The sequence below is a fragment of the Corynebacterium sp. HMSC078A10 genome (genome assembly GCF_001811565.1).
Taxonomy (GTDB): domain Bacteria; phylum Actinomycetota; class Actinomycetes; order Mycobacteriales; family Mycobacteriaceae; genus Corynebacterium; species Corynebacterium hesseae.
The window spans coordinates 21,754-45,920 of the sequence record NZ_KV805180.1 but is presented as its reverse complement, the minus strand read 5'-3'; the positions used below and the strand labels follow the sequence as shown (position 1 = coordinate 45,920).

Here is a 24,167-nt window from a genome sequence, read left to right as displayed (position 1 = left end):
GCCTCGCCCGTGGGTTACGCTAGACAGCACAGTCTAGTTGAAAGGGAGACCGTTTCCTCATGGTCAATAAGATCCGCACCACCCACGTTGGCTCGCTGCCGCGCACGAAGGAGCTGCTGGAAGCTAACCTCGAGCGCTCCGCAGGCACCATCTCCGATGAGAAGTTCCACGAGATTCTGGAACGCTCGGTCGCAGACGTCGTTAAGCGCCAAGTCGATCTCGGCATCGACATCATTAACGAGGGCGAATACGGCCACATCACCTCCGGCGCCGTGGACTACGGCGCGTGGTGGAACTACTCCTTTACCCGCCTGGGTGGTCTGACCATGACGGACAAGGACCGCTGGGAAATCGGTGACAAGATTCGTTCCGAGCCGGGCAAGATTCGCCTTTCGTCGATGAAGGATCGCCGCGACCGCGCCCTTTTCGCCGAGGCCTACAACGACCCGGATTCGGGAATCTTTACCGGCCGCAAGAAGGTGGCCAACCCGGAGTTCACCGGCCCGGTTACCTACATTGGCCAGGAACAAGTCGAGGCAGACGTGAAGCTGCTTGCCGACGCCCTGCCAGAGGGCACCGAAGGTTTCGTCGCCGCCCTGTCCCCGGGTGCTGCGGCGCGCTTGCCTAACAAGTACTACGAGGATGAGACCGATCTCGTGCGTGCCTGCGGTGAAGCGCTCAAGGTGGAGTACAAGGCCATCACGGATGCTGGCTTGACCGTGCAGTTCGACGCCCCGGACCTGGCTGAAGCCTGGGACTCCGTGGTCCCGGAGCCGACGGTCGCGGACTTCCAGGCCTTCCTACGCGAGCGCATTGAGATCCTCAACGAGTCCATCAAGGACATCCCGCGTGAGCAGACTCGTCTGCACATCTGCTGGGGTTCCTGGCATGGCCCGCACGTGACGGATATTCCGTTCGAGGACATCATTGAGGAGATCCTGCAGGCCAAGGTCGGCGGATTCTCCTTCGAGGGTGCCTCGCCGCGTCACGCCCACGAGTGGCGCGTGTGGAAGGACCACAAGTTGCCGGAGGGCACCGTCATTTACCCGGGTGTGGTTTCTCACTCCACCAATGCTGTGGAGCACCCACGCTTGGTAGCAGACCGCATCATCCAGTTCGCTGAACTGGTCGGCCCAGAAAACGTGATCGCATCGACGGACTGTGGTCTCGGCGGCCGTCTGCACCACCAGATCGCGTGGGCCAAGCTGGAGTCCCTCGTGGAGGGTGCGCAGATTGCCACCGAGGAGCTGTTCTAATCAGCGAGCGGCCATGAACCAGTGAGCAAACTAAATAAACGCGCGAACCTGCTCGGTTCGCGCGTTTAATTTTTGGTGGGGAGGCGGTTACTTCGCAGCCGCTTTCTCGCCTTCCTTCTTCTGGGAGTTATCCCAGTGGAAGCCCTGGCTCTTCAGGAAGGCGCGCAGACCATCGAGAACGGATGGGTCGAATTGTGCGACCACGGTCAGCGCATTAATAGCGACGGCGACCAGAGCGATAATGCCGCCGACCCACGCAAAGACCTCTTCGGCTGTGTCATTGGGGCGGGCGGACTGTACCCATTCGGGCATCTCGTCCCATTCCTTCTCCAACTCGGCGTCCTTTTCCGCTTGGACGCAGTCTGGCTCTGCTGGCATGCCAGAGGAACCATAACCGTTAAGGATGCCGAGCCCCAGCTCCTGCGGCCCCATGAAGGAAGAACCCGCGGTGCCATCGGCAACCGCCTTTTCGTGCTCCTCACGCGCCTTGTGCACAGCGTCCGCACATTCCTTGGAGAGATCGGAGGTGTCGATGTGACCGACGTTCATCGAGCTTCCACCGTTGGGGCCCTGAGAGCTTCCGCCACTAGAGCTTTGGCTCTGGGAGGAAGCGGAGGACTGGCTGCTCTCAGCAGATTCTGCGGCTGTGGCCAACGGAGTGACCAGGGCCATCGTCGTCGCGCACACTGCGATAAGGGAGGTGGAAAGGCGCATAATCAGGAATTCTCCTTGAAAGAAGGTGCGAAGGGGGTGTGAGAAAAAAGGGGGCTAGCTTGTCCTAAGCCCACTTCAATGTAGCAGCCCGCCCCGAGGAAAAGTAGGGATTACAGGAACTTCTCCAGCTGCTCACGCAGCGGCGCCGGTGCAAGGCTGAGGACGGTTTCGCGGATACCCGGAGTGTTCAGCAGGCCTACCGCGGCAGCCACCGCGGCGATGACTCCGATGACAGAACCGGCGATGATGCCCGCGGTGGATGAGTGGGAGCTGTGGTTATTCTTGCCCTCGTCGTCCTTGTTGTCGGCAGCGTCTTCGTCGTCGAGCACATCTTCAACGGAGTAGATGGTGGTGGTTCCGGAGACTTCGTTGCCCACGATGAGCAGGTGCTCGCCGTTGGGGGAGTTGGCCTTGTCGACGAAAGTGAAGCCCTCCGGGCCCAAGTCACCGGCAGCGGCGAACTCATCGGTGGAGAAGTCGCGATTGTTGACATAGGTGACGAAGGAGGCATTGGCCGGGTCAGTGACGTCATAGACGAAAACGCCGCCGACGCGCTCGGCGCCAACGAAAGCATAGGTGCGATCCCCAACCTTGCCGATTGTCAGGGCCTCCGGTTCAGGGCCCTTGTTGTCAGAGCGGTCATCAAACTCGGCCGCTTCGTTATCGGCGTTGTGGTGGAACACACCCGGTTCATTCAGCTCAGCGGTGATCTTTTCAAAATCGCTACCGGAGTCGAAGACGACCGTGCCGTTGGCATCGTAGATGCTAAAAGACCGGGAGCCGTAGGCATAGAGTTCATCGAAGCAGCCCTTCTCTTCATTCCAGCCGGAAGCAGTACTCAGCTTCAGGTTGCCGGCCTGTTTCTTATCGGCGAGGTCTTCCGCAGAGACGTCGCCCAGCGCGCCCTCGCACACCTTGCCGTCCTCGATGAGGTCCTTGAGCTCGACTTCATCGGTGTAGACGCCGGAACCACCGTCCTTTTCCTTGACACCCCACTCGCGGGCATCGCCTTCGTTCGCGGTAGCAAAGTAGGTCTGGCCACCGGCGGTGAAAGCGCCGATGGAATCCGGCATGGACAGCCCCTTGACCGGGATGGTGCGCAGCTCAGCCGAATCATCCTTGTTGGAGGAGTCGAGCGGCACCTGCGAGTGATCCGCAATGTGAGCCGGCAGGATCTTCTCCACGGTGGCGGATTCAATATCGATGACCCCAATGGCATTGGCCTCCTGCAGTGTCACGTATGCCTTGCCCGCCTGGGAGGAGATGTACTCCGGTTCGAAGTCAATGGAGGGCTTCGCCTCGTGCCCGGAGGGACCAAAGACGCGCACCCCCTCAGGCAGTGGCTTGCCGTCGAAAGCCGTGAAATCAGCGATGCGGGCATCCGCCTGAGCCGGCGCCGCAACTCCCGCCGGCAGCTTGATAACGGAGACGGAACCTTCTGGGTCGGCGACGTAATCGGTGCCCTCGGCGTTGAGCTCGTTCGACGGCTCGCCCTCGTTGGCCACGAGAGCGTAGCTTCCGTCCGCGGTGAGGTGGACGTTATCCGGCAAAGCCCCCACCGCCACGCGCCCCAGCTCGGCGGCGGCCAGGTCCTCGGCCGCAGCGTTGAAGAAGAGCGCCTCGCCGTTCTCGGTCTTGTCCGCCTGCTGGACGGCGGCCACAGCCAGGCCATCAGGGCGCACGGCTACGGAGTTGATCTCTTTGCCTTCACCGGCAGAAATGGAGCCGATCAAGGTGGGCTTGGCTGGGTCAGCGGCGTCGAGGACGTCGATCTGGCCCGCGTGCGCGTTAACCGTAAGGATGCGCTTGGAGGCTGGGTGGAAGGCCACGATTTCCGCGGCTGACTCTGCGTACACGCCGGATTCATAGGTGCCGATCGGGGTCACCTTGAGGTTGGCGTCAGCGGCGGAATGCTCGATGACGTTGTCCACAATCGCGGCCGAGGATGCCGGAACGGTCAGGCTAAGGCTAGTCGCGGTCGCAGCACACACCGCGAGAGTGCGGCGGGAGAAAGAGCGAGACATTGAGAAAGACTCCTTGAAGCGGAACGAAAAAGTTTCCGAACCACCGTACGTTGCGCCCATGGTGCTTTTGGGGAACGCAGCGTTGCAAACAATCGATATCTAGGTAAACGTTGGGTGAATCGGTCGAATGCTAGGTAATGTGCGACGCGAGAGAGCTGGGGCGCTAAAATGAGCCACCATGACAAGCACCCCGCAAGACTTCGAGCCAATCCACGCCTCTGATATCCAACTGGCACAATCGCGAATTAGCTCGGAGATTGCCCCGACTCCGCTGCAGTATTGCCCGCGCCTGTCCCAAGAAACCGGCTATGAGGTGTACTTAAAGCGCGAAGATCTGCAGGACGTGCGCTCCTACAAGATTCGCGGCGCTCTGTACGGCATGTCGAACTTAAGCGAAGAACAGCGGAAGCAGGGGATTGTTACTGCCTCTGCCGGCAATCACGCCCAAGGAGTGGCTTATGCCTGCCGCACCATGGGGATCCACGGCAAGATCTTCGTGCCGGAGCCGACCCCGAAGCAAAAGCGCGACCGCATCCTGGTCCATGGCGGTGACGTCGTGGAACTCGTGGTCACCGGCGCCAACTTCGATGAAGCGGCAGCCGCCGCGCACGCGGATGCTGCGGAACGCGGTGCCTTCTTTATTGAGCCTTTCGACGCACGCGATACCGTTACCGGCCAGGGAACCGTCGCCGCGGAAATCGTGTCCCAGCTGTCGTCCATCGGTAAATCCCTCGACACCGTGGTTGTCCCCGTGGGCGGCGGCGGCCTGATCTCCGGCATCACCTCCTACCTCGCTGACATGGCCCCGCGCACCGCGGTGGTTGGCATTGAGCCGGCCGGGGCGGCGTCGCTCAGCGCTGCATTCGCTGCCGGCGAGCCGGTAACGCTCGACACCGTGGATCCTTTCGTCGATGGGGCTGCAGTCAAGCGCATCGGTGAGCTGCCCTTCAAGGTTTTGGAGGCCAATCAAGGCCGCTTGCACTGGGATGTCGTCTCCGAAGGTGCTGTGTGCACTGAGCAGTTGGCCCTGTACCAGAACGAAGGCATCATCGCCGAGCCCGCCGGCGCGCTGAGCGTGACCGGCCTGTGCACGCTGAACCTGCAGCCGGGTTCGACGGTGGTCTGCGTTATTTCCGGCGGCAACAATGACGTGCTGCGCTACGCCGAAATCATGGAGCGCTCCCTAGTACACCGCGGCCTCAAGCACTACTTCTTGGTGAACTTCCCGCAGGAGCCAGGCCAGTTGCGCCACTTCCTGCAGGATGTTCTCGGCCCGGAGGATGACATCACCTTGTTTGAATACCTCAAGCGCAATAACCGCGAGACCGGCGCGGCACTGGTAGGCATCGAACTGGGCAGCGCAGCGGGCATCGATGGCCTGCTGGAGCGCATGGAGAAGTCGAAGCTGAATTGCCAGCAGCTTCAGCCGGGCACCCCTGAGTACGATTTCCTCGTCGCATAATGCTGGAGAGCTATCAGCGCCCGGTCGCAGGAGACGTCGTCGAGCACGAGATTGAGATCAAACGCTCGCGGTTTATCACCCTCATCGGCCGCGCCACGAATGAGGCGGAAGCACGCGCGCTTATCGACGCCGCCCGCGACCGCTTTCCCGACGCCCGCCACCACTGCTCGGCGTATATCTATCACGTCGATGGCTCGAATCCGGTGGAGCGCTCCTCCGATGATGGCGAGCCTTCCGGCACCGCCGGTAAACCGATGCTTGATGTTTTGAAAGGCTCGGGGCTGCTTGATATTTGTGCGGTGGTCGTGCGCTACTTCGGCGGCATCAAGCTGGGCGCGGGCGGGCTCGTTCACGCTTATGGCGGCGCCGTGAGCGAGACGATGGAGCAGGTTGAGCATGTCACGCGCGCCTTGCGCGAGCTCTATACTGTCGAGGTTTCCCACGCGGAGGCCGGCCGGCTGGAAGCGGAGCTGCGCAACCGCGGCGTCGACATGGTGGATACCGCTTATGGCCAGGCAGTGACTTTCACCGTGTCCGTTGAGCCCGGCGGTGAGGAGAAACTCGCTGCAACGCTCGCGGCACTGACTCAGGGTGGGGTAGAGCCGAAGGAAGCCGGAACAGCCTGGGTGGAGCTTTAAGGTGGCGGGCTTCTGGCCATGTAAAATAAGCCCCATGACTATGCAGCGACGCCCCAACAATCCCATTGAGCAACGCAAACAAGCCGTACGCACCCACGCACGCAACGGCGCTATCTGTGTCGTGGGCGGCGTCGCTGGCGGTGTGCTCTTAGGCTGGGCGCTTACCGGTTTCTGGACCTGTATGGCGATTGGCCTCATCGTCGCCGTGGTCGGCGGCGCCTACAACTGGGTAAAGATCCAGAAGATCGTCAACGAAAACCACAACCTATAAGCGTCTATGGTGAATCAGCCCGACGGGCGGCCCGTCCGCATTGACGCCTGGGTCTGGTCCGTGCGCATGTTCAAGACTCGGTCAGAAGCTGCCACAGCGGTGCGCGCCGGGCACGTCAAGCTCAACGGCAACGCCACCAAGCCCGCACAGCAGGTTGTCCCCGGCGACCGCGTGCGCGTGTGGCGCAACCACCACGAACATGATCTCGAGGTGCTCGCCACCGTGTCCAAGCGCGTGGGCGCTCCCATCGCGCGGACCTGCTACATCGACCACGCACCGCCGCCACCGCCGAAGGAGTTTTTGCCCTCGGTTCCGGTTCGCCCGCGCGGTGCCGGCCGCCCCACGAAGAAAGAGCGCCGGCAGATGGACAAGTTCCGCGGCGGATTCCGCTAATTATTCCGGAAGTTTTTTAAGGCCTTCAGGCGCGCGTTCAGGCGACGCTTGCGGTCCTTGCGGTCACCGGCTTGGGCGGTGGCCTCGATGTGCTGGGCGCCGAACTTGTTGAGCAGCAAATCGTCGATAAGCCTGACCTGGCCCGGGCGGAAGCGGTAGCGCATGGCGTCGTGCACGTGGGCGATAGCGTCTTCATCGAGGAGCTGCTTGAGCTGGCTTAGACGATTGATGCCGTTGTTTTCTAAAAGCTCCGCTAGGAAGCGGTAGTGCTCCGAGCGTGAACGCGGAAAGCGGTTACCCAGAATGATGGCGAGGACGCCGGGGAGGGTCTCTGCCGTGATTTCCACGTCATCGTCCGCCTCGGAGCTGGGGGCTTTGAGTGCGGCAATCTCATCGAACTGCTGGTCCGCCAACTCAATGAGGCCCGCAGCGAGCGTGAAGAGGCGATCCACCTGTGGGGAAGGCGGGTTTGGTCCCTGCTTGTACCGGATATCGTGCTCAAATTCCGCCCAGGCGTGCTGCAGCACAGTGCGGATTTGAATCTCAAAGGTCCAGCCAACATAGGCTTCAAGTTCCTCAAGGGCAGCGGCACTATCTTCAGAAACCTTGAGCACTAGGTGGTGTGAACCATAGCCAAAGCCGCCGGAAATCCGCGTTTCTGCTGCCTTGTCCACCGAGCGAAGCACGGTGAAGGTTTCTCCCAGAACTTCGAGGGCCTCCGGAATAACCGTGGAGTGGAAGACGGTAATCCGCACGCCCAAGACATCGTGGATATCCTCCCACGGAGTGGGGTACATGAGCTCGCCGTTGCTGCGACGCTTCTTTGCTTTGGCCTTCAGGGACGGCCAAAGCTTGACGCGGGTAGCTACGCGGTCGAAGATAATTCCGGCGTCGTTAAGCAAGTCCTCGATGGCATCGCGGAAGTCCTGCGCCGCAGTGGGATGCGCGTGCACCCAGGAATGATACTGGTTGCTCAAGCGGGACATGGATGATTCAGCCATCGTGAAACGTGACTCCTTTCGGCCACGGCGGAAAAGTGCGGGGGTGTGTCTACACCTCCAACGGGAAGCCGTTAGCTAATACTAGCGGTTGCATGCTGAGCGGGGCTCGATGGCGCGGACGCAATTCAGCAGCGCGCCACGCTAACTCCGTGGCGCGATGCGGGCATACGTTGAACAACGCATAAAGAGTGTGCGCATCAGGCACGAGGTACGTGATGCTTCGAGCCTGGCTGAGCCTCTGAAGATGATTGTCTAGGATAACGAAAGCCTGCGGATGGGCCAACCAGGACGATATCGTGCAGCGATGAGCACGCACCTCGAGGCCTGCCTCGGCCCCCATGAAGCCCAGCTCGGCAGGGCGGGTGAAGAACCGCAGTCCCTGCTCCGTCAACGCTCGCCGCTGCAGATTCAGCGCTGCGGAATCCCATGCCTGGCGTACGGTCAAGCCCATATCATCCAGAGCGCGCTGGCTCACACGCTTGGCCTCCGTACCCGTGCCGCGCACTATGGACATCGATAGCGTGCGCGATAGCTGGAGGCTAGCAGGTGAGTCCCCAAAACCATCATCACACAGCTTATTTCCGGTCAGCTCTTCGCTCGGGCAGAGCGAGGGGAGAAGGCGATCGACGTGGAGGGAAGTGGATAGCGCGATGGTCATAAGGATTTATCTCCGTAACGGTTGGGCAGGTGCAGATTCCTTATGCTTATTGGACTGCGCTCCACGCCCACCGGTTCCCAGCGAAGAGGAGAATTCCTTTGTATTGGGGCTTATCGCGGATGCCTTGAGGCCAATCGCGGGTTAAAACGGAGGTGCTTCATCGAGTTGAAGCTCCTCGAGGAGCTTGTCTGTCTGCCAGATCTCAATATCCTGGCCCTTGCCTTGTAGCTCTTCGGCGCGCTTTTCCTTCGATGTCTTGGTGGCCCACTGGCCTACGACGAGGATGGTGGTCTTCTTCGTGACGTTCTTGCCCACCTTTCCACCGCGCTCAGCAATCTTGGACCACAACAGACCTTTATCAAAAGGTTCGAAGTCACCAGTGAGGGTGACATTCTGGCCAAACAATGCGCCTTCTGGATCGGCGTCGGGGTTCGGATCCGGGATGGTGTCTGGCGTGGATACGGACTGCCATGGGGCCGGCCCGCGGCGCTGTGCGGACCCGGAGCTCTTCTTTTTCGCACCCGAGGTCGTTCCGGCCATGCGCGTCTTGTCGCGGAAATCCGTGCCTGCGCCTAAGTCCGCTGCAGACAGCGGAGCAGTGTTAGCGCGCAGAACTGGGATGACGGACTCCTCGCTCAAGGTGCCCAGGGCAAAGTCACGGATGGTGAACAAGTCCTCGATGGAACCAGAGTGACCAAAGCGCTGAGCCAGGGCGCTAACAATTTCGCCGGCTGCCCGGGCATCCGCTGTGGCTTCGTGGTGGTGGAAGTCCTCGGCCCCGATACAGGAGGCGACGGTCGGAAGCTTATGGTTGGCCACGTCGATGACGCCGGCGCGGGAGGCATCGCGAGCCAGGGCCAGCGAGCACGCCAAGCGAATCTCCGGAACTGGCGCCGCAGATTTCTTAAGGCCGCTGCGCAAGGCCGTGGAATCGAACTGTGCGTTGTGGGCCACCATCGTGTCAGAGCCGAGGAAGTCGAAGAGCTCGGCAGCAGCATCCGCAAAGGGCGAAGCATCTGCGACGTCATCTGGCGTGATGCCGTGGATACTGATGTTGACGTCGTCGAAGTGCTCTAGGCCCGGCGGGGGAGTGCACAACCACGTACGGGACTCGGTCTCTTCGCCATCGCGGAAGCGGACCGCGCCGATCTGGCACACCGAACCCCAGTTGTCATTGGCCGTTTCCACATCGACGGCGGTGAAGTTCAATCCCTGAACACGAGTGCTGGCGGCCGGTGCTTCGCCGCGCAAGGCAGCCTCCACCGCCTGCGCGAAAGCCGTGGCGTCCTGGCCGGGTGCAAAACGGATGACCGTGTCACCAGCACCATCTCCGGAACCACTGGTGCCGTGAACGATGACTTGACCAAAACCAGTTGCCGTCGGCTCCGTGCATTCCACGCCCGTGGCTCCAGCGAGGGAGAGACTCTCGTGGGCTGGTGCGCCGAGGGAAGAAGCAAGCAAAGAGCGGCGGAAAACAATGGCTTCGGCGGTGACATCAATGACGGCACCGTGGGCAGTGTAGGACACGGATTCCTTTCAAAGCATGGTGTTGGTGGTGGAGAGCAAGCGGTGAAGAAGCAGCCAAAGCTTCAGCTGCTTCTTGCCGAAGCAACCGATTATGCAGGTTCGTCGTTGTCGTCGAAGACTGGGGGCTCGGTCTGGCGCAAAATCAGCGTGGAGCGCGGCTGCACCATGATGGTTCCTTCGGCAGAGATCAGCTTTTCCTCGTCCGGGTATCCGCCGGAATCAGAAGTATCGACGATGAGCCGCCAGCTAGCGCCCAAGTCCTTCTTCGGCAGGGTGAACTCAATGTCCTCGTGGTGGGCGTTGAAAATCATGATGAAGGAATCATCCGTGATGCGTTCGCCGCGGGCCGTCGTTTCCGTGATGGCGTTGCCATTGAGGTAGACCATGAGGGCCTTGCCGAATTCAAAATCCCAGTCCTCCGGAGTCATCAGCTTGCCGGAGGGCACGAGCCATGCAATATCGCGGTCTTTCACCTCAGAACCAAAGGGGCCACCGGCCAAGAAACGCTGGCGACGGAACACCGGGTGGTTCTTGCGGATGTTAATCAGGCGCTTAGTAAAACCGTGCATGGCGATGTTCTTTTCCTGCTCCAACATCGACCAATCGATCCAGGAAATCTCGTTGTCCTGGCAGTACACGTTGTTGTTGCCGCCCTGGGTGCGGCCTAGTTCATCGCCGTGACACAGCATCGGGGTGCCCTGGGAGAGCAGAAGGGTAGTGAGGAAGTTGCGGACCTGGCGGCGGCGAAGCTTCTTAATTTCTTCGTCGTCAGTCGGGCCCTCCACGCCGTGGTTCCACGAGCGGTTGTGGGATTCACCGTCGCGGTTGTCCTCCCCGTTGTCCGCATTGTGCTTTTCGTTGTAGGACACCAAATCACGCAGCGTGAAGCCGTCGTGAGCGGTGATGAAGTTAATGGATGCGGTGGGGCGGCGGCCGTTGTTGGCATACAAGTCGGAAGAGCCGGTCAAGCGTGAGGCAAACTCACCCATCTTCGACGGTTCCCCGCGCCAGAAATCACGGACGGTATCGCGGTACTTACCGTTCCATTCGCTCCAAATGGGCGGGAAGTTACCAACCTGGTAGCCGTTATGGCCCACGTCCCAGGGCTCGGCGATGAGCTTGACCTTGGAGACCACCGGGTCCTGCTGCACCAGATCGAAGAAGGTGGCGAGCTTGTCGACGTCATCCAGCTCGCGCGCCAGAGTAGACGCGAGATCGAAACGGAAGCCATCCACGCGCATCTCCGTCACCCAATAACGCAGCGAATCCATAATCAGCTGGAGGGAGTGCGGGTGGCGGACATTGAGGGAGTTACCGGTGCCGGTGTAGTCCATGTAGTGCTCGGGATTGTCATCGACCAAGCGGTAGTAGGCATGGTTATCAATACCGCGGAAGGCAATGGTTGGCCCCATGTGGTTGCCTTCGGCGGTGTGGTTGTAGACGACATCGAGGATGATCTCAATCCCTGCCTCGTGGTAAGCGCGAACCATAGCCTTGAACTCAGCCACTGCCTCGCCTGGCTTCTTGGCGTAGGCGTAGTCCGCATGCGGCGCGAAGAAACCGAAAGTGTTATAACCCCAGTAGTTGCGCAGGTCCAGCTGGCGCAGACGGTCATCCTGGAGGAACTGGTGGACCGGCAGCAGCTCGACGGCCGTCACACCCAAGTCCTTGAAGTAGTTGATGATCGCTGGGTGCGCCATGCCGGCGTAGGTGCCGCGCAGCTCCTCTGGCACATCCGGGTGCGTCATCGTCATGCCCTTGACGTGGGCTTCGTAGATGATGGTTTCGTTATCCGGGGTATGCGGCCGGTTGTCGCCGTGCCACTCGAAGAAGGGGTTGATGACCACCGACAGCATCGTGTGGCCCAAGGAATCATCTTCGTTGCGCCCGGTGCCAGGCTCTTCAGCGAAGATATCGTAGGAGTACAGCGAGGCATCGCCGTCAAAATCACCGTCGAAGGCGCGGGCATAAGGATCGACAAGTAGCTTCGAGGGATCGCAGCGCAGGCCGTGCTCCGGTTCATAAGGGCCGTGGATGCGGTAACCGTAGCGCTGTCCGGGGCTGACGTTGGGGAGGTAGGCGTGCCAGACATGGGCGGTGACTTCAGTCAACTCAATGCGCTCTTCGCTGCCATCGTGGTCGATGAGGCAGAGCTCAACCTTTTCCGCGATTTCGGAAAAGATAGCAAAATTAGTTCCGGCTCCATCGAAGGTGGAGCCGAGCGGGGAGGGGGAACCAGGCCACACCTGGCGAGATGGCGTTAGATCAGCACGGGTCTCAGTCATGAGGCTCAGCTTAGTCAATTCTATTCGCAGCGATCGGTTCGCAGTAACTTTAAACCGGCAACCATGAGTTCCGCGGCGCGCACAGAGGTGGCGTCCACGGGCGCGGTGCTTGAGATACTTGGAGAGGGAAAGACCGTGCTTGGCGACGCCTCGCTGGACGACGCCCCACTGAGCTGCTCGCGGGATTGCTCCATGAAAGTAGCGCCCAGTGTGTAGTGGATCAGCGTGCGGGCGGCGACGGCACTATCTTCCTTCGATGCATCGGGGGCTTCTTTCTGCAGTGCCGTAGTGAATAGCTCTTCTAAGTCAGCGCTGACTGAAGACTCTGGGAAAGCGGCGCCAGCAATGGCTACCTCGGCGCCATCGCGCCAGCGGCGCAGCTCCCGGTGTAGCGAGCTGACCAACTCCGCCGTGGTTTCACCCGCGACGGGGGAGAGGATCTCAGCGGTCATGGCGGCGATGAGCGATTGCTTGTTAGCTACATGCCAGTACAAGGCGCCGGGAGCCACGTCGAGGTTGGTGGCGACGCGGCGCATGGTGACGTCGGCAAGCCCGTAGCGGGTCAAGAGTTCGAGGGCGGTGGAAACGATAGCGTCGCGAGATAGATGCACACGACCAACTCTACGCGGCGCAAGAAACCCCTAGTGGGGCTCACAGGAAGCTTCAAGGTGTAAAATATGATTTCTTCAAACAGCCCTTGTTAGGGTTGTCGGAGACGCCCAAGAGCAACCACCACGCCTAGCGTGGATTTACCTATCGCTCTCTATTTAATTTGAGGAGTTATCCCTTGTCCTTTTTGACACCTGCCAAGAAGTCCCTCATCGCTGTTGCACTCGTTGCACCGCTTTCCTTGGCTGCTTGTGGTTCCGATGACGAGAACGCAGGCGACACCGCTTCCTCTGCGGCAAAGACCACCACGACGACGAAGTCCAAGGAAAAGACGTCTGAGAAGAAGACGGAAGAGAAGACTTCTGAGGATAAGAAGGAGGGGGAAGAGAATAAGGACGGCGAGAGCGCTGCTCCGAAGCCGGAGGGAGAGAACCCTGGGGGCGGCGACCAGGCTGTAGCCAACCCCTTCGAAGAGGGTGCTGACCCGTTCCAGAACATGCCAAAGGTTGAACCGGTTCAGGGCGAGGCCGCAAGCCAGGAGGATATCGACGGTATCAACACCCTGGTACGTGGCATGTATGAGCAGCAGACCATGCGCTCCTTTGTGAAGTACCTTCCGGAGCACACCTGCGCGGCCGTGCGTAATGATCCGAACTCCGGCCTCGACCAGGTGGACTACAACCAGGTCCCGGATGTGCCGATGAACCAGCTCAAGGACATGATGGCCGCAGCTGGCCAGGACACCTCCCAGATGGAGGGCTTCGACTGGTCCAAGACCGGCGTTGAGTCCATCAACGATGTCGTGGTTAACGGCGATGACGCCTCCGCGACCGTGAACGTCAACACCAGCCAGGGCATGGATAGCTCCACCATGCGCTTCAAGCGCGAGAACGGTAACTGGACCTTCTGCGGCTAGAGATTATCGTGCCTGCACTGCGTGCACCTAGCTTTCATATACCCCGCGCCATTGGATTCGGCGCGGGGTTGCTCGCGTTAGCGCTCCTTGGTTTCTCCGCTGTTGGCGCTGTCTGGGGGCTGTGGCGGCCTACTCTGGAGGGCCATCGCATGGAGGATGGCGGCTATGTCCTGCGTAACGTTGCCGACGTGCAATTCGATTCTTATATCACCTTCGTGCTGATCACCGGAGTCCTCGGTATGGCCTTGGGAGCAATCGCCCACCGTTGGGGAGAGCGCTACCGTGGCGTCGGTGTGCTGCTGTGGGTGGCGCTGGCGGCTTTGGCCGGTGCGGCGTCCTTCTATGTCTTCGGTGGGGCGACGGCCACTGATGTTCCGGAGAACCCCGGGGAATTCGTGGAGTTCGTGCCGAAGTTTTCGCCCGGCATCGCGTGGCTTGTGGGACCATTTATGGCCATGTTTGTCTACTGGTCCGCGCTGTTCTTTGAGCCGCCCAGCGTGGCGCTCGAAAGTGAAACGGAAGAAAATGAGGCAGCGGTCGACGTGCGCTAGGGCCACGCGACGGGGGAGGAGCCCACGGCATCGCGTGAAATGTCATCGATGCCGTGGAGGACGTGCTTGATGCCGCGGCCGAGGGCGGTTATCAGTTGGGCGTCGGAAAGCCCAGCGCCCGTCATGACCGCGTAATCAATGCGCACCTGCAGCCCGTCAACGTTGGAGTGGCAGAAGGCCGAGGCCGAGTGATTGTTCCGGTTCCAATCATTGCAAATGAGGAAGATCTTGGAGAACTCGCTGCCCTGTAGGTTCGGGTCCCAATGGCCTTTGATGATGAGGCTCGGGCCGGAGTCAATGGCGAAGGCAAAGAGGACGTCATTGATCCAGGCATAAACTGCTTCATCGCCATCTGATTGGAAGCGCGAAATTCCCAGGGCGGGTAAGAGGGCTTCGAGGCGGGCCGTATCTACGCTGGCGACGGGGCCGTCGAGTTCTGTCTGTTCTTCCGGGACTGCCGGGCGGGGAAGCGTGAGAACGGGGAAATGTTTAGCCAGTTCTTCGAGGCAGGCCGCGGCGTTGTGGAGCGCTGGCACTACCGAAGCGGAGAGTTGGGCTGTCGTGGGTTTCTGGTGCACCACGAGGAAGGAGTGGCCCCACACTTCGACTTCGGTAGGGGAGGAATAGTTGAGCACGAGGTGCGGCGAGAGGCAGTCGTGGTTCCAGTCGTTGACGAACTCGCTGAGACTGGGGATATCGCCGAAACCAAGAATGCCATGGTGGGTGGTGTAGAAGCGTAGGATCGGCTCGCCCTCAGTGTCCATGAAAGCGCGGGTTTCCCCGAGCGGCGAGTGCGGGAAGAGGAGTTCGTGTGCGGTTACCCGTATGCAGTCAAGGTTTTCCCGGCGCGTGAGGCGTTCGACGCGGGCGAGCAGGTCTGACGGGGACTGGCGGTCCAGGCCGTCGGCGCCGTTGCTCATTTCGCCACCTCCCTCTACCGATTCGGGATGCCGGAATGTGTTACTAGTGGCACATTCTATAACCCGCACCTGCCGGTTCGCTGGCTTTTCGGTCCGGGTATAGTAATGGGAAGGTATAGAAACCACTGCATATTATAAAAAGAGGTCCCAGCATGCTACGAACCATCGACCTGCGTGGAGAGGCACTTACTACCTCCCGTTTGCGCCGAGTATTGCCGCGAGGCGGCACGGACGTGTCCTCGGTGATGGGCACTGTTATCCCCATGGTGGAGAAGGTCCGTGACGGCGGAGCGGCGGCCGCCCTCGACTTCGGCGAAAAATTTGACGGTATACGCCCGGCCGCGGTGCGAGTGCCTCAGGAGGAGCTAAAGAAAGCAGCCGAAGAGCTGGACCCGAAAGTGCGGGCAGCCATCGAGGAATCCATCGCACGCGTGCGTGCTGTCCACGCTGACCAGAGGCCGGATTCGCACACGACCACCCTGGCACCGGGGGCAACGGTCACCGAGGTCTTTCACCCCATCGAGCGGGTGGGGCTGTACGTCCCGGGCGGCAAGGCGGTGTATCCATCTTCCGTCATTATGAACGCCGTCCCCGCCCAGGAAGCGGGCGCTGAGGCGATGGTCGTGGCCTCCCCGCCACAAAAGGAGTTTGGCGGACTGCCGCACCCGACGGTGCTGGCCACGTGCCACATGCTCGGCGTGGACGAGGTGTGGGCAGTAGGCGGCGGGCAAGCCATTGCGCTGTTGGCCTATGGCGATGATGAACCGGTTACCGGTGAGGAAGCACTGGAGCCTGTCGATATCATTACCGGCCCAGGCAACGTTTTTGTTGCCGCCGCTAAACGGGCAGTGCAGGGCGTGGTGGGCATTGATGCGGAGGCCGGGCCCACGGAGATCGCCATTTTGGCAGACGATAGCGCCAACCCCGTCTACGTGGCCTATGACCTCATCTCCCAGGCAGAGCATGATCCCATGGCTGCTTCCGTGCTCATTACTGATTCAGAGGAGTTTGCCGCCGCCGTGAACGCGGAGGTAGCGCAGCGTTATACCGCCACCGCCAATGCCGAACGCGCCGCCGAGGCGCTGCGCGGTGAGCAGTCGGGCATTGTCGTGGTTGAGGACCTTGAGGCGGGAATCGCCGTCGCGGATGCCTATGCCGCCGAGCACTTGGAGGTTCACACGAAGAACGCCCGGGCAGTTGCGGAGCGCATTCGCCACGCCGGTGCCATCTTCGTTGGCGACTATTCGCCCGTACCTCTTGGTGATTACACCGCGGGTTCCAACCACGTTTTGCCAACCTCTGGAACCGCGCGGTTTAGCGCCGGCTTGTCGACGCACACCTTCCTTCGCCCAGTAAACCTCATCGAGTATGACCGCGCGGCACTCGGCGAGGTAGCAGAGAACGTTATCGCCTTCGCCACAGCGGAGGCGCTGCCCGCCCACGGCGAAGCAATCGCCGCACGATTCGCCGAAGACACAGATGCCCAGAAAGGAGAAGCTTAAACCATGGCTGAGCTGAAGGATCTTCCCCTTCGTGAAGAATTGCGTGGTTCCAGCGCCTATGGCGCCCCGCAGCTGACGGTAACCAACCAACTCAATACCAACGAGAATCCTTATCCGCCGTCGGAGGCGCTGGTGAAGGACATGGTGGAGGCCGTCGAGAAGCACGCACGCCAACTCAACCGCTACCCGGAGCGCGATGCCGTCGAGCTGCGCACGGCGCTGGCGGAATACATCAGCGAGCAGACCGGTGTCACCGTGGGCGTGGAGAACGTGTGGGCAGCCAACGGTTCCAACGAGGTGCTCCAGCAGCTGCTGCAGGCCTTCGGTGGGCCGGGCCGCAGCGCGCTGGGATTTACGCCGAGCTACTCCATGCATCCGATCCTGTGCGCAGGTACACAGACCGAATTCATTTCCTGCCCGCGCGATGAGGACTTCCGCATCGATGAGGAGGCGGCTTTGGGGGCCGTCGCCAAGCACAGCCCCGACGTCGTCTTCATCACCACCCCGAACAACCCCACCGGTGATGTCACCCCGATCGAACTGGTGGAGAAGATCGCGCAGGCCGCGCCGGGCATCGTCATCGTGGACGAGGCCTACATGGAATTCTCGCCCTCGCCCTCAGCTACAACACTGCTGGCGAAGTACCCGACCAAGCTCGTGGTCTCGCGCACGATGTCCAAGGCCTTCGATTTCGCCGGCGGGCGCTTGGGCTACTTCGTGGCGGATCCCGCTTTCGTGGAAGCCGTGATGCTCGTCCGCTTGCCGTACCACCTCTCCGTGCTATCCCAGATCGCGGCCACAGTGGCTCTTGCTCACAAGGAGGAGACCTTGGGTACCGTGGCGAAGCTTTCGGCGGAGCGGGATCGGGTTGTCGCACGGCTCCAGGAACTTGGCTATTACGTTGTGCCGAGCGAATCCAACTTCGTCTCCTTCGGACGTTTTGCCGATCAACACGCGGTGTGGCAGGGATTCCTCGACCGCGATGTGCTGATCCGAGACAACGGCGTACCGGGTCTCCTGCGCGCCACGATTGGGCTGCCCGAAGAGAATGACGCCTTCCTTTCGGCCGCGGCGGACTTGGCAGATACAGTAGAGATGACTAACTGAGAACTGAAACTTGAGCCCAGACAAAGGCTCATGATGAAAAGAAGGAGCGTGGGACAATGAGCGCTGGTGAAGCTACACGCCACGACTTAGGCGACCGCATTGGCCGCGCAGAGCGCGTGACTGGGGAGACAAAGATCTCCGTCGAAATCAACCTCGATGGCACCGGCCAGGCGGATATTTCAACGGGGCTGCCGTTCTTTGACCACATGCTCAACGCTGTGTGTACCCACGGCTCCTTCGACCTTAAGGTCCATGCCGAGGGTGATATCGATATCGATGCCCACCACACAGTGGAGGACACCGCGATTGTGCTAGGCCGCGCTTTCCTCGAAGCACTGGGGGATAAGTCCGGCATCCGCCGTTTCGGCTCCCAGCTTCTGCCCATGGATGAAACGCTGGTGGAGGCCGTCGTTGACATTTCTGGGCGGCCCTACTTTGTCATGAATGGCGAGCCGGAGAACTTGGAGTGGCAGGTTATCGGCGGGCACTACGCCACGGTGATCAACCGGCACTTCTTCGAAACCTTTGCCACACACTCGGCGACGACTCTGCACGTCAACGTGCGCTATGGGCGCGATCCGCACCACATCACGGAAGCCGAGTACAAGGCAGTGGCCCGCGCCCTGCGCCAGGCAACCGAGCGGGATCCGCGAGTAACCGGAGTTCCTTCGACGAAGGGAGCACTCTAAGACGCTATGAATGTCATGGTTCTCATTCTCTTTCTCGTCGCCGGTCTGCTCGTCGGCGGCGCGTGGGCGGCGTATCAGAACGGTTCAGTATTGCTGACTGTGGTCGCGGGCGCGCTCGCGGCGGTCGCCGTGGCCGCCGCGTTGGTCTGGTTCCTCGACATCTTTTCGGCAGGATTGGCGGCAAAGTGACAGATAACGCCCCTCAGAGTGTGTGGAAGGTTGCCGGCTTCAAGGAAACCATGATCGCGGTGGTTTCCGCCTTCGGCGCGTGGTCAGTCTTGCTACCCGTGGTGCCGTTGGCTGTGTTGGATTCCGGCGGATCGGCCACGCTGGCTGGCGCCACAACCGGCGTGTTCATGCTGGCCACCGTGCTTACCCAAATGGCGACTCCGATGCTGCTGCGCATCTTTGGCTACCGGCCGATCATGGCGGCGTCGGCGCTGCTCTTGGGCGTGCCGGCGTTGGGCCACATGCTGGGCGACGCCGCCCCAATCGCCCTAGGCTTTTCCGCACTGCGCGGTATTGGCTTTGGTGCCCTGACGGTGTCAGAAAACGCGCTCATCGCGGAAATCACGCCGCGGCGCTTGTTGGGCAAGGCCACTGGAATCTTCGGCCTTTTTATCGGCGCGGCACAGATGGCCTTCCTGCCCGTCGGCCTTGCCGTCGCCGCAGCGTACAACTATAACGTGGTGTACCTCTTGGCCGCCGGCCTCGGCCTTCTGGGTTTCTTCACCTGCATCCTCGTACCGCAGATCAAGGCTGCCCCGGTGGGAATGCCGGACCCATCGGATACCACTCCGCGTGCCCCAATGTGGAAGCTTGTGCTCGTGCCGGCACTGGCGTTGATGAGCTTCTCCGTGAGCTACGGCGTGGCCTCGAATTTCATTTCGCCGGCCGTGCGCGAATTGGATCCTGAACGCGGCGCGGTTTTGGGCGGCTTCATGCTGTCCGTGATTGGTGGCGCGGGCATGATTGCGCGCTACGTCGCCGGTGTCGTGGCGGACCGGGTGGGCAAGCCCGGCACACTCATGATTCCGGCCCAGGCTTCCTCGGTCGTGGGTGTGGGACTCATCGCCGCCGTGCTGTGGCAAGAGTGGTCGGTATGGCTGCTCGTGTTCGGTACGGTCATCTACGGTGCCGGCTTCGGCATCGTTCAAAACGAGGCGCTGCTGTCGATGTTTGACCGCCTCCCACGCGAGCGGCTCTCCGAGGGTTCTGCGGTGTGGAACATCTTCTACGACGGTGGTACTGGCCTTGGTTCGACGGTCCTTGGCGCCGTCGTGGCGATGTCAGGATACAAAGGCGCTTTTGCCGCAGGTGCCGCCATCATTGCAGTGGGCTTGCTCATGACGGCTGCTGACCTAGCTTTGGGTAAGACTCGCGTGAGCGAACTTAATGACATCCAAACGCGCTTGCGCAGGATTAGAAGGCCGAGGAGGCCCGGAAAGGAGCCACGATGAGCTCACACGACGTAGTTGTCCTTGATTATGGTGCCGGCAACCTCCGCTCGGCTTTGCGCGCACTTGAGCGGGTCGGTGCCACCGTGACGGTGACCGCAGACCCGAAGCTAGCGGTGGAAGCCGATGGCCTGTTGGTGCCCGGCGTAGGCGCCTTCGCTGCCTGCATGGAAGGCCTGCGCGCAGCCCAGGGGCCTCGGATCATTGGTCAACGCTTAGCTGGCGGCCGCCCAGTTCTCGGTATCTGCGTAGGAATGCAGATTCTCTTTGAGTCCGGTACAGAACACGGCGTTTATACGGAAGGCTGTGGTGAGTGGCCGGGGGAGGTGACCCGCTTGCAGTCGCCGGTTCTGCCCCACATGGGCTGGAACACCGTTGAGCTTCCCGACGATAGCCTTATGTTCCATGGCGTGAGCGCGCAGGATCGCTTCTACTTCGTGCACTCCTATGCCGCGCGGAGCTGGGAGCTCGAGACTGAAATCACTGAGCCGCCGAAGGTGGCGTGGTCCGAATATGGCGGTGACCGTTTTGTCGCCGCGGTAGAAAACGGTGCGCTATGGGCCACGCAATTTCATCCGGAGAAGTCGGGTGACGTCGGCTCGCAGCTGCTAAAGAACTGGATTGGAACGCTTTAAAGAGCCCACTCGAAAGGTAGACTACCCACCATGAGCTTTACACTGTTGCCCGCGGTTGATGTCGTCGACGGTCAGGCGGTTCGCCTTGATCAGGGAGAGGCCGGAACTGAAAAGCCCTATGGCTCGCCGCGTGAGGCCGCCCTTAAGTGGCAGGCCCAAGGCGCGCAGTGGCTGCACGCAGTAGATCTGGACGCAGCCTTTGGCCGCGGCTCCAACCACGAGCTGCTCGCTGAGATCACCACGAGCGTGGACCTTAACGTGGAGCTGACCGGAGGTATCCGGGATGATGACTCCTTGGCCCGTGCACTCGCCACCGGAGCCCGCCGCGTCAATATTGGTACCGCGGCTTTGGAGAACCCCGAATGGATTGCCAAGGTCTTGGCAGAGCATGGTGACCGCATCGCGGTCGATCTCGCAGTCCGGATGGTGGACGGCGAGTGGCGCACGCGCGGTAACGGCTGGGTTTCCGATGGTGGCGACCTCTGGGAGGTGCTCGAGCGCCTTGACGCCGCTGGTTGCACTCGCTTCGTGGTGACGGACGTGTCCAAGGACGGGACGCTGCAAGGCCCCAACATCGAACTGCTGCGTGAGGTTGCGGCCGCCACGGAGGCAAAGGTAACAGCCTCCGGTGGGATTTCCACCCTTGATGATCTGCGTGAATTGGCCCTCTACGAAAATGAGGGAATTGATTCCGCCATCATCGGCAAGGCTCTCTATGAGGAGCGCTTCACACTGGAGGAGGCGCTCGCGGCGGTTGCGGAAGTTACGCCGTTGCCGGGTGAAGAATACATTGACCCGATCGAGGAGAGGTAGGCCAATGGCCCCGATGTCAGGAACCTCCGCGTCGGATCCGCGCGAACTCGTGGCCTTTGCAGAAGCAGCGGTGGACCAGGTTGATGATCTCTTCCGCCGGGGCCTCGGTGCAGCGCCCGCGCGTTTCAAGGGCGAAGGGGACTTTGCCACCGAGGTGGATTTGCTGATTGAACAGCAGCTGCGACTGACGCTGAACCAGCTCACCGGTATCCCGGTACTCGGTGAAGAATCAGGCGGCAGCCTTGAAGAAACGGTGTGGGTTGTGGATCCCGTGGATGGAACCGCGAACTACTCAGCCGGGAATCCATGCTGCGGCATTCTTGTCACGCTTATCCACGAAGCAAAGCCGGTTGTTGCAGTAGCGGATTTCCCTCTGCTACACCGCCGCGTCGTTGCGGCGCAGGGCATGCAGCTGCGAACCAGCGGCGGCCCCTCCACTGGTTTCGGTGGTGGCGAAGAAGCCCAGGGATTCGACGAGGCTCGTGGCCACGTGGGCTGCTCCTCGCACCTGCCGACGGGCCTGTTCAATGATCTCCGGGAGACCGGGCTGCGTCCCCGCATGACCGGGTCCGTGGGTCTGGATAATGCATTTGTGGCTCAAGGCGTGTTTGACGGCGCGGTGAATTTCTCGCCGCACCCGTGGGATAACGCGGCGGGTGCTCTCATGATCAAGGCTGCCGGTGGCCGCGTGAGTGATCCAGAAGGCAACGAGTGGACCGCGCATTCACAGGGATTCGTGGGCGGTACCCCGCAGGTGCATGCCACGATCTTGGATGCCATCGCCCGAAACCCCCGCGGAAGCCGTTGATAGGCGCTTGGCTTGCCTAGGACGCTAGCGCTCGTCGCTAGCGCCGCATACCGGACTTGAATTTCATCAATCGGCAGTTCGATTCGAGCTGCCTTTCATTTCGCTTTGAGCTTTAGGAGGATTGTCACCATGGCTCTTGCCGTGCGAGTGATCCCGTGCCTTGACGTTGATAATGGCCGCGTGGTCAAAGGCATTAACTTTGAAAACCTGCGTGATGCCGGCGACCCAGTCGAGTTGGCCGCCCATTACGACCGCGTGGGTGCTGATGAGCTGACTTTTCTCGATGTGTCAGCGTCGAAGGACGGCCGCGGTACCATGCTTGACGTCGTACGCCGCACAGCCGATCAGGTCTTTATCCCGCTGACCGTTGGCGGTGGAGTGCGGTCTGTCGACGACGTCCGCGAACTGCTGCGCGCCGGCGCCGATAAGGTCTCCGTCAACTCCTCTGCCATCGCGCGCCCGGAGCTGCTGCGCGAGCTCGCGGATGTGTTTGGCTCGCAGTGCATTGTGTTGTCGGTGGATGCGCGCCGTGCTGCAGATTTCCCCAGCGGATTCGAGGTCACCACGCATGGCGGAACGCGTTCTGCGGGTCTCGATGCCGTGGAATGGGCCAAGCGCGGTGAGGACTTGGGCGTCGGCGAAATCTTGCTGAACTCCATGGACGGCGACGGAACCAAGGCGGGCTTCGATATCGAATTGATCGAGGCAGTGCGCGAGAAAGTTTCCGTTCCGATCATCGCCTCCGGCGGTGCGGGAAAGGCCGAGCACTTCCCACCGGCTGTCGACGCTGGGGCAGATGCGGTGCTGGCCGCCAGCATTTTCCACTTCGGAGAAGTAGAGATCTCTGAGGTCAAGCAGGCGCTAGCCGCGGCAGGCAAGGAGGTGCGACAGTGACGAGGAACAGTGACAACCCCACCACCGACCCAACGGCTGTCGGGGCTTATGAGCTGAGTGATGAAATTGCTCAGCAACTTAAGCGCAACGAGGCGGGGCTTGTTCCAGCCATTGTGCAGTCGGAGCGCGGTGAGGTGCTCATGTTGGCGTGGATGGATGACCATGCCTTGGCCTACACGTTGGCGACGCGCCGCGGAACCTACTATTCACGTTCCCGCCGCGAGTATTGGATCAAAGGCCTAACATCCGGCAACACCCAAGAAGTGGTCGGCGCGCGCTTGGATTGCGATGGTGACACCATCCTGCTCACCGTTCGTCAGCGCGGCGGGGCATGCCATACCGGTGACCGGACCTGTTTCGATGCACGTGATCTCATAGGGGAGGAGAATGATGGCTAAGCGCATTGGGCCCTTGTTGATGTTTGTCGGTGCCATCCTATTGTGGCTGTCTTCCCGCATGACGTGGGTAAAGGCTGCGGTTGAGGATGATAAGGCCGGCTCCAGCGTTGCGGAGCTATCGGGTTCCTTGTGGTCCCTCGAGCTCATCGCGTTGAGCGTTGTGGTCCTCGCTGGCAGTGTTGCGGCCTTCGCGCTACGGCGCACCGGCCGCCGAATCGTATCTGGCCTCACAGCACTTGCCGCGGCGGCTGCGGGATGGCGGCCTGTTGCGTTGCTGACCGCCGGCCCGGAGGCGGAGCGCGCCGAGGAACTGCTGCAGGGAGGCACGAATGATACCTCCGTGGAGTCCACGACCATTTCTGACTGGGCCACGGTGCTCTCCGCGGATGCCTCGACTGCCGGCCCTGTCCTCGCCCTCGTCGGCGCTGCACTCGCGCTCTTTGGTGCGGTCATGGTGGCCAGCAATCCGGGAGGCGATAAGCCCCGCTCCGCCAAATATGAGACACCAGCTGTACGGCAGGAGCGCCTGCAGGAAGATCTAGAAACCTCCCAGGATTCTGGCCGCGTGATGTGGGACGCTTTGGACGCCGATATCGACCCCACAGATCCTCGCACCACCTAGGGGAGGCGGCGGCACGA

At 61.1% G+C, this 24,167-nt stretch carries 26 protein-coding genes; 18 read left to right on the top strand and 8 right to left on the bottom strand.

Annotated elements, in window-relative coordinates; genetic code table 11:
• Positions 1–59: 59 nt before the first annotated feature.
• The gene (locus tag HMPREF2808_RS01195; RefSeq protein WP_070519906.1) at positions 60–1,256 is read left to right on the top strand and encodes a cobalamin-independent methionine synthase II family protein; all 1,197 of its coding nucleotides are present in this window, start codon (positions 60–62) and stop codon (positions 1,254–1,256) included.
• 87 nt (positions 1,257–1,343) lie between these two features.
• Here the strand turns inward: HMPREF2808_RS01195 and HMPREF2808_RS01190 are convergent, their stop codons facing one another.
• On the bottom strand, positions 1,344–1,970 hold the full coding sequence (locus HMPREF2808_RS01190; RefSeq protein ID WP_070519908.1) for a hypothetical protein: 627 nt from the start codon (positions 1,968–1,970) through the stop codon (positions 1,344–1,346).
• A 110-nt stretch (positions 1,971–2,080) separates the two neighbouring features.
• Entirely contained in the window at positions 2,081–3,994 is a 1,914-nt protein-coding gene (locus tag HMPREF2808_RS01185; protein ID WP_070565488.1) for a choice-of-anchor I family protein, read from the bottom strand.
• Positions 3,995–4,172: 178 nt separating this feature from the next.
• On the opposite strand from HMPREF2808_RS01185, the gene ilvA reads away from it, so the two are divergent.
• Genes ilvA through HMPREF2808_RS01165 form a run of 4 tightly spaced genes read left to right on the top strand, consistent with a single transcriptional unit; the run spans position 4,173 to position 6,758 of the window.
• On the top strand, positions 4,173–5,456 hold the full coding sequence (gene ilvA / locus HMPREF2808_RS01180) for a threonine ammonia-lyase IlvA (protein WP_070623188.1): 1,284 nt from the start codon (positions 4,173–4,175) through the stop codon (positions 5,454–5,456).
• Positions 5,456–6,094, top strand: coding sequence for a YigZ family protein (locus HMPREF2808_RS01175; RefSeq protein ID WP_070596853.1), 639 nt, complete (start codon positions 5,456–5,458; stop codon positions 6,092–6,094). The genes ilvA and HMPREF2808_RS01175 overlap by 1 nt, the downstream gene beginning before the upstream one ends.
• 34 nt (positions 6,095–6,128) lie before the next feature.
• A complete protein-coding gene (locus HMPREF2808_RS01170) occupies positions 6,129–6,365 on the top strand; it encodes a hypothetical protein (RefSeq protein WP_070546804.1) in 237 nt (78 codons plus the stop codon).
• Between the two features lie 6 nt (positions 6,366–6,371).
• On the top strand, positions 6,372–6,758 hold the full coding sequence (locus HMPREF2808_RS01165) for an RNA-binding S4 domain-containing protein (RefSeq protein ID WP_070519918.1): 387 nt from the start codon (positions 6,372–6,374) through the stop codon (positions 6,756–6,758).
• Here the strand turns inward: HMPREF2808_RS01165 and HMPREF2808_RS01160 are convergent.
• From HMPREF2808_RS01160 to HMPREF2808_RS01140, 5 genes are all read right to left on the bottom strand, one after another.
• Positions 6,755–7,759 (bottom strand): GTP pyrophosphokinase, encoded by a 1,005-nt coding sequence (locus HMPREF2808_RS01160; protein ID WP_070519920.1) that lies wholly within the window; start codon positions 7,757–7,759, stop codon positions 6,755–6,757. The genes HMPREF2808_RS01165 and HMPREF2808_RS01160 overlap by 4 nt on opposite strands.
• Before the next feature lie 49 nt (positions 7,760–7,808).
• Entirely contained in the window at positions 7,809–8,417 is a 609-nt protein-coding gene (locus tag HMPREF2808_RS01155; protein WP_070533270.1) for a hypothetical protein, read from the bottom strand.
• A gap of 141 nt (positions 8,418–8,558) precedes the next feature.
• Entirely contained in the window at positions 8,559–9,944 is a 1,386-nt protein-coding gene (locus HMPREF2808_RS01150; RefSeq protein ID WP_070623185.1) for a 3'-5' exonuclease, read from the bottom strand.
• 89 nt (positions 9,945–10,033) lie between these two features.
• Entirely contained in the window at positions 10,034–12,229 is a 2,196-nt protein-coding gene (gene glgX / locus HMPREF2808_RS01145; RefSeq protein ID WP_070623182.1) for a glycogen debranching protein GlgX, read from the bottom strand.
• A 20-nt stretch (positions 12,230–12,249) separates the two neighbouring features.
• Positions 12,250–12,840 carry a TetR family transcriptional regulator gene (locus HMPREF2808_RS01140; RefSeq protein ID WP_070623179.1) on the bottom strand — a complete coding sequence of 197 codons (591 nt, stop codon included), beginning with the start codon at positions 12,838–12,840 and terminating at the stop codon, positions 12,250–12,252.
• Positions 12,841–13,016: 176 nt separating this feature from the next.
• On the opposite strand from HMPREF2808_RS01140, the gene HMPREF2808_RS01135 reads away from it, so the two are divergent.
• On the top strand, positions 13,017–13,754 hold the full coding sequence (locus tag HMPREF2808_RS01135; protein ID WP_070623177.1) for a hypothetical protein: 738 nt from the start codon (positions 13,017–13,019) through the stop codon (positions 13,752–13,754).
• 149 nt (positions 13,755–13,903) lie between these two features.
• Entirely contained in the window at positions 13,904–14,305 is a 402-nt protein-coding gene (locus tag HMPREF2808_RS01130; RefSeq protein WP_227485693.1) for a hypothetical protein, read from the top strand.
• On the opposite strand, the gene HMPREF2808_RS01125 is transcribed toward HMPREF2808_RS01130, so the two are convergent.
• Positions 14,302–15,225: a YbjN domain-containing protein gene (locus HMPREF2808_RS01125; RefSeq protein WP_070623174.1), complete on the bottom strand. Its 924-nt coding sequence runs from the start codon at positions 15,223–15,225 to the stop codon at positions 14,302–14,304. The genes HMPREF2808_RS01130 and HMPREF2808_RS01125 overlap by 4 nt on opposite strands.
• Positions 15,226–15,377: 152 nt before the next feature.
• On the opposite strand from HMPREF2808_RS01125, the gene hisD reads away from it, so the two are divergent.
• The 11 genes from hisD (at position 15,378) to HMPREF2808_RS01070 (ending at position 24,150) form a co-directional block, all read left to right on the top strand.
• The gene (hisD, locus tag HMPREF2808_RS01120) at positions 15,378–16,727 is read left to right on the top strand and encodes a histidinol dehydrogenase (RefSeq protein WP_070562719.1); all 1,350 of its coding nucleotides are present in this window, start codon (positions 15,378–15,380) and stop codon (positions 16,725–16,727) included.
• A 3-nt stretch (positions 16,728–16,730) separates the two neighbouring features.
• On the top strand, positions 16,731–17,834 hold the full coding sequence (locus HMPREF2808_RS01115; protein ID WP_070562721.1) for a histidinol-phosphate transaminase: 1,104 nt from the start codon (positions 16,731–16,733) through the stop codon (positions 17,832–17,834).
• A gap of 56 nt (positions 17,835–17,890) precedes the next feature.
• Entirely contained in the window at positions 17,891–18,523 is a 633-nt protein-coding gene (hisB, locus tag HMPREF2808_RS01110; RefSeq protein ID WP_070519938.1) for an imidazoleglycerol-phosphate dehydratase HisB, read from the top strand.
• A 6-nt stretch (positions 18,524–18,529) separates the two neighbouring features.
• A complete protein-coding gene (locus HMPREF2808_RS01105) occupies positions 18,530–18,712 on the top strand; it encodes a hypothetical protein (protein WP_070519941.1) in 183 nt (60 codons plus the stop codon).
• Between the two features lie 50 nt (positions 18,713–18,762).
• The gene (locus tag HMPREF2808_RS01100) at positions 18,763–19,983 is read left to right on the top strand and encodes an MFS transporter (RefSeq protein WP_070520166.1); all 1,221 of its coding nucleotides are present in this window, start codon (positions 18,763–18,765) and stop codon (positions 19,981–19,983) included.
• Positions 19,980–20,615 (top strand): imidazole glycerol phosphate synthase subunit HisH, encoded by a 636-nt coding sequence (hisH, locus tag HMPREF2808_RS01095; RefSeq protein WP_070519943.1) that lies wholly within the window; start codon positions 19,980–19,982, stop codon positions 20,613–20,615. Before HMPREF2808_RS01100 ends, hisH begins: the two co-directional genes overlap by 4 nt.
• A gap of 30 nt (positions 20,616–20,645) precedes the next feature.
• Positions 20,646–21,428: a bifunctional 1-(5-phosphoribosyl)-5-((5-phosphoribosylamino)methylideneamino)imidazole-4-carboxamide isomerase/phosphoribosylanthranilate isomerase PriA gene (gene priA, locus HMPREF2808_RS01090; protein WP_070519945.1), complete on the top strand. Its 783-nt coding sequence runs from the start codon at positions 20,646–20,648 to the stop codon at positions 21,426–21,428.
• A 4-nt stretch (positions 21,429–21,432) separates the two neighbouring features.
• Entirely contained in the window at positions 21,433–22,236 is an 804-nt protein-coding gene (locus HMPREF2808_RS01085; protein ID WP_070533252.1) for an inositol monophosphatase family protein, read from the top strand.
• A 129-nt stretch (positions 22,237–22,365) separates the two neighbouring features.
• Entirely contained in the window at positions 22,366–23,130 is a 765-nt protein-coding gene (hisF, locus tag HMPREF2808_RS01080; protein WP_070623171.1) for an imidazole glycerol phosphate synthase subunit HisF, read from the top strand.
• A 53-nt stretch (positions 23,131–23,183) separates the two neighbouring features.
• Positions 23,184–23,528 (top strand): phosphoribosyl-AMP cyclohydrolase, encoded by a 345-nt coding sequence (gene hisI, locus HMPREF2808_RS01075; protein WP_227486122.1) that lies wholly within the window; start codon positions 23,184–23,186, stop codon positions 23,526–23,528.
• A complete protein-coding gene (locus tag HMPREF2808_RS01070; RefSeq protein ID WP_196189524.1) occupies positions 23,521–24,150 on the top strand; it encodes a TIGR02234 family membrane protein in 630 nt (209 codons plus the stop codon). The genes hisI and HMPREF2808_RS01070 overlap by 8 nt, the downstream gene beginning before the upstream one ends.
• Positions 24,151–24,167 lie beyond the last annotated feature (17 nt).

Excerpts from the sequence above, each read along its gene's own strand:
- HMPREF2808_RS01185 (WP_070565488.1), bottom strand. The coding sequence starts at position 3,994 with ATGTCTCGCTCTTTCTCCCGCCGCACTCTCGCGGTGTGTGCTGCGACC.
- hisB (WP_070519938.1), top strand. The coding sequence starts at position 17,891 with ATGAGCGCTGGTGAAGCTACACGCCACGACTTAGGCGACCGCATTGGC.
- HMPREF2808_RS01085 (WP_070533252.1), top strand. The coding sequence starts at position 21,433 with ATGGCCCCGATGTCAGGAACCTCCGCGTCGGATCCGCGCGAACTCGTG.
- hisH (WP_070519943.1), top strand. The coding sequence starts at position 19,980 with ATGAGCTCACACGACGTAGTTGTCCTTGATTATGGTGCCGGCAACCTC.
- HMPREF2808_RS01155 (WP_070533270.1), bottom strand. The coding sequence starts at position 8,417 with ATGACCATCGCGCTATCCACTTCCCTCCACGTCGATCGCCTTCTCCCC.
- HMPREF2808_RS01190 (WP_070519908.1), bottom strand. The coding sequence starts at position 1,970 with ATGCGCCTTTCCACCTCCCTTATCGCAGTGTGCGCGACGACGATGGCC.
- HMPREF2808_RS01195 (WP_070519906.1), top strand. The coding sequence starts at position 60 with ATGGTCAATAAGATCCGCACCACCCACGTTGGCTCGCTGCCGCGCACG.
- HMPREF2808_RS01115 (WP_070562721.1), top strand. The coding sequence starts at position 16,731 with ATGGCTGAGCTGAAGGATCTTCCCCTTCGTGAAGAATTGCGTGGTTCC.
- HMPREF2808_RS01100 (WP_070520166.1), top strand. The coding sequence starts at position 18,763 with ATGATCGCGGTGGTTTCCGCCTTCGGCGCGTGGTCAGTCTTGCTACCC.
- glgX (WP_070623182.1), bottom strand. The coding sequence starts at position 12,229 with ATGACTGAGACCCGTGCTGATCTAACGCCATCTCGCCAGGTGTGGCCT.
- HMPREF2808_RS01165 (WP_070519918.1), top strand. The coding sequence starts at position 6,372 with ATGGTGAATCAGCCCGACGGGCGGCCCGTCCGCATTGACGCCTGGGTC.
- HMPREF2808_RS01125 (WP_070623174.1), bottom strand. The coding sequence starts at position 15,225 with ATGAGCAACGGCGCCGACGGCCTGGACCGCCAGTCCCCGTCAGACCTG.
- HMPREF2808_RS01175 (WP_070596853.1), top strand. The coding sequence starts at position 5,456 with ATGCTGGAGAGCTATCAGCGCCCGGTCGCAGGAGACGTCGTCGAGCAC.
- ilvA (WP_070623188.1), top strand. The coding sequence starts at position 4,173 with ATGACAAGCACCCCGCAAGACTTCGAGCCAATCCACGCCTCTGATATC.
- HMPREF2808_RS01070 (WP_196189524.1), top strand. The coding sequence starts at position 23,521 with ATGGCTAAGCGCATTGGGCCCTTGTTGATGTTTGTCGGTGCCATCCTA.
- priA (WP_070519945.1), top strand. The coding sequence starts at position 20,646 with ATGAGCTTTACACTGTTGCCCGCGGTTGATGTCGTCGACGGTCAGGCG.
- HMPREF2808_RS01130 (WP_227485693.1), top strand. The coding sequence starts at position 13,904 with ATGGAGGATGGCGGCTATGTCCTGCGTAACGTTGCCGACGTGCAATTC.
- HMPREF2808_RS01105 (WP_070519941.1), top strand. The coding sequence starts at position 18,530 with ATGAATGTCATGGTTCTCATTCTCTTTCTCGTCGCCGGTCTGCTCGTC.
- HMPREF2808_RS01160 (WP_070519920.1), bottom strand. The coding sequence starts at position 7,759 with ATGGCTGAATCATCCATGTCCCGCTTGAGCAACCAGTATCATTCCTGG.
- hisF (WP_070623171.1), top strand. The coding sequence starts at position 22,366 with ATGGCTCTTGCCGTGCGAGTGATCCCGTGCCTTGACGTTGATAATGGC.
- hisD (WP_070562719.1), top strand. The coding sequence starts at position 15,378 with ATGCTACGAACCATCGACCTGCGTGGAGAGGCACTTACTACCTCCCGT.
- HMPREF2808_RS01170 (WP_070546804.1), top strand. The coding sequence starts at position 6,129 with ATGACTATGCAGCGACGCCCCAACAATCCCATTGAGCAACGCAAACAA.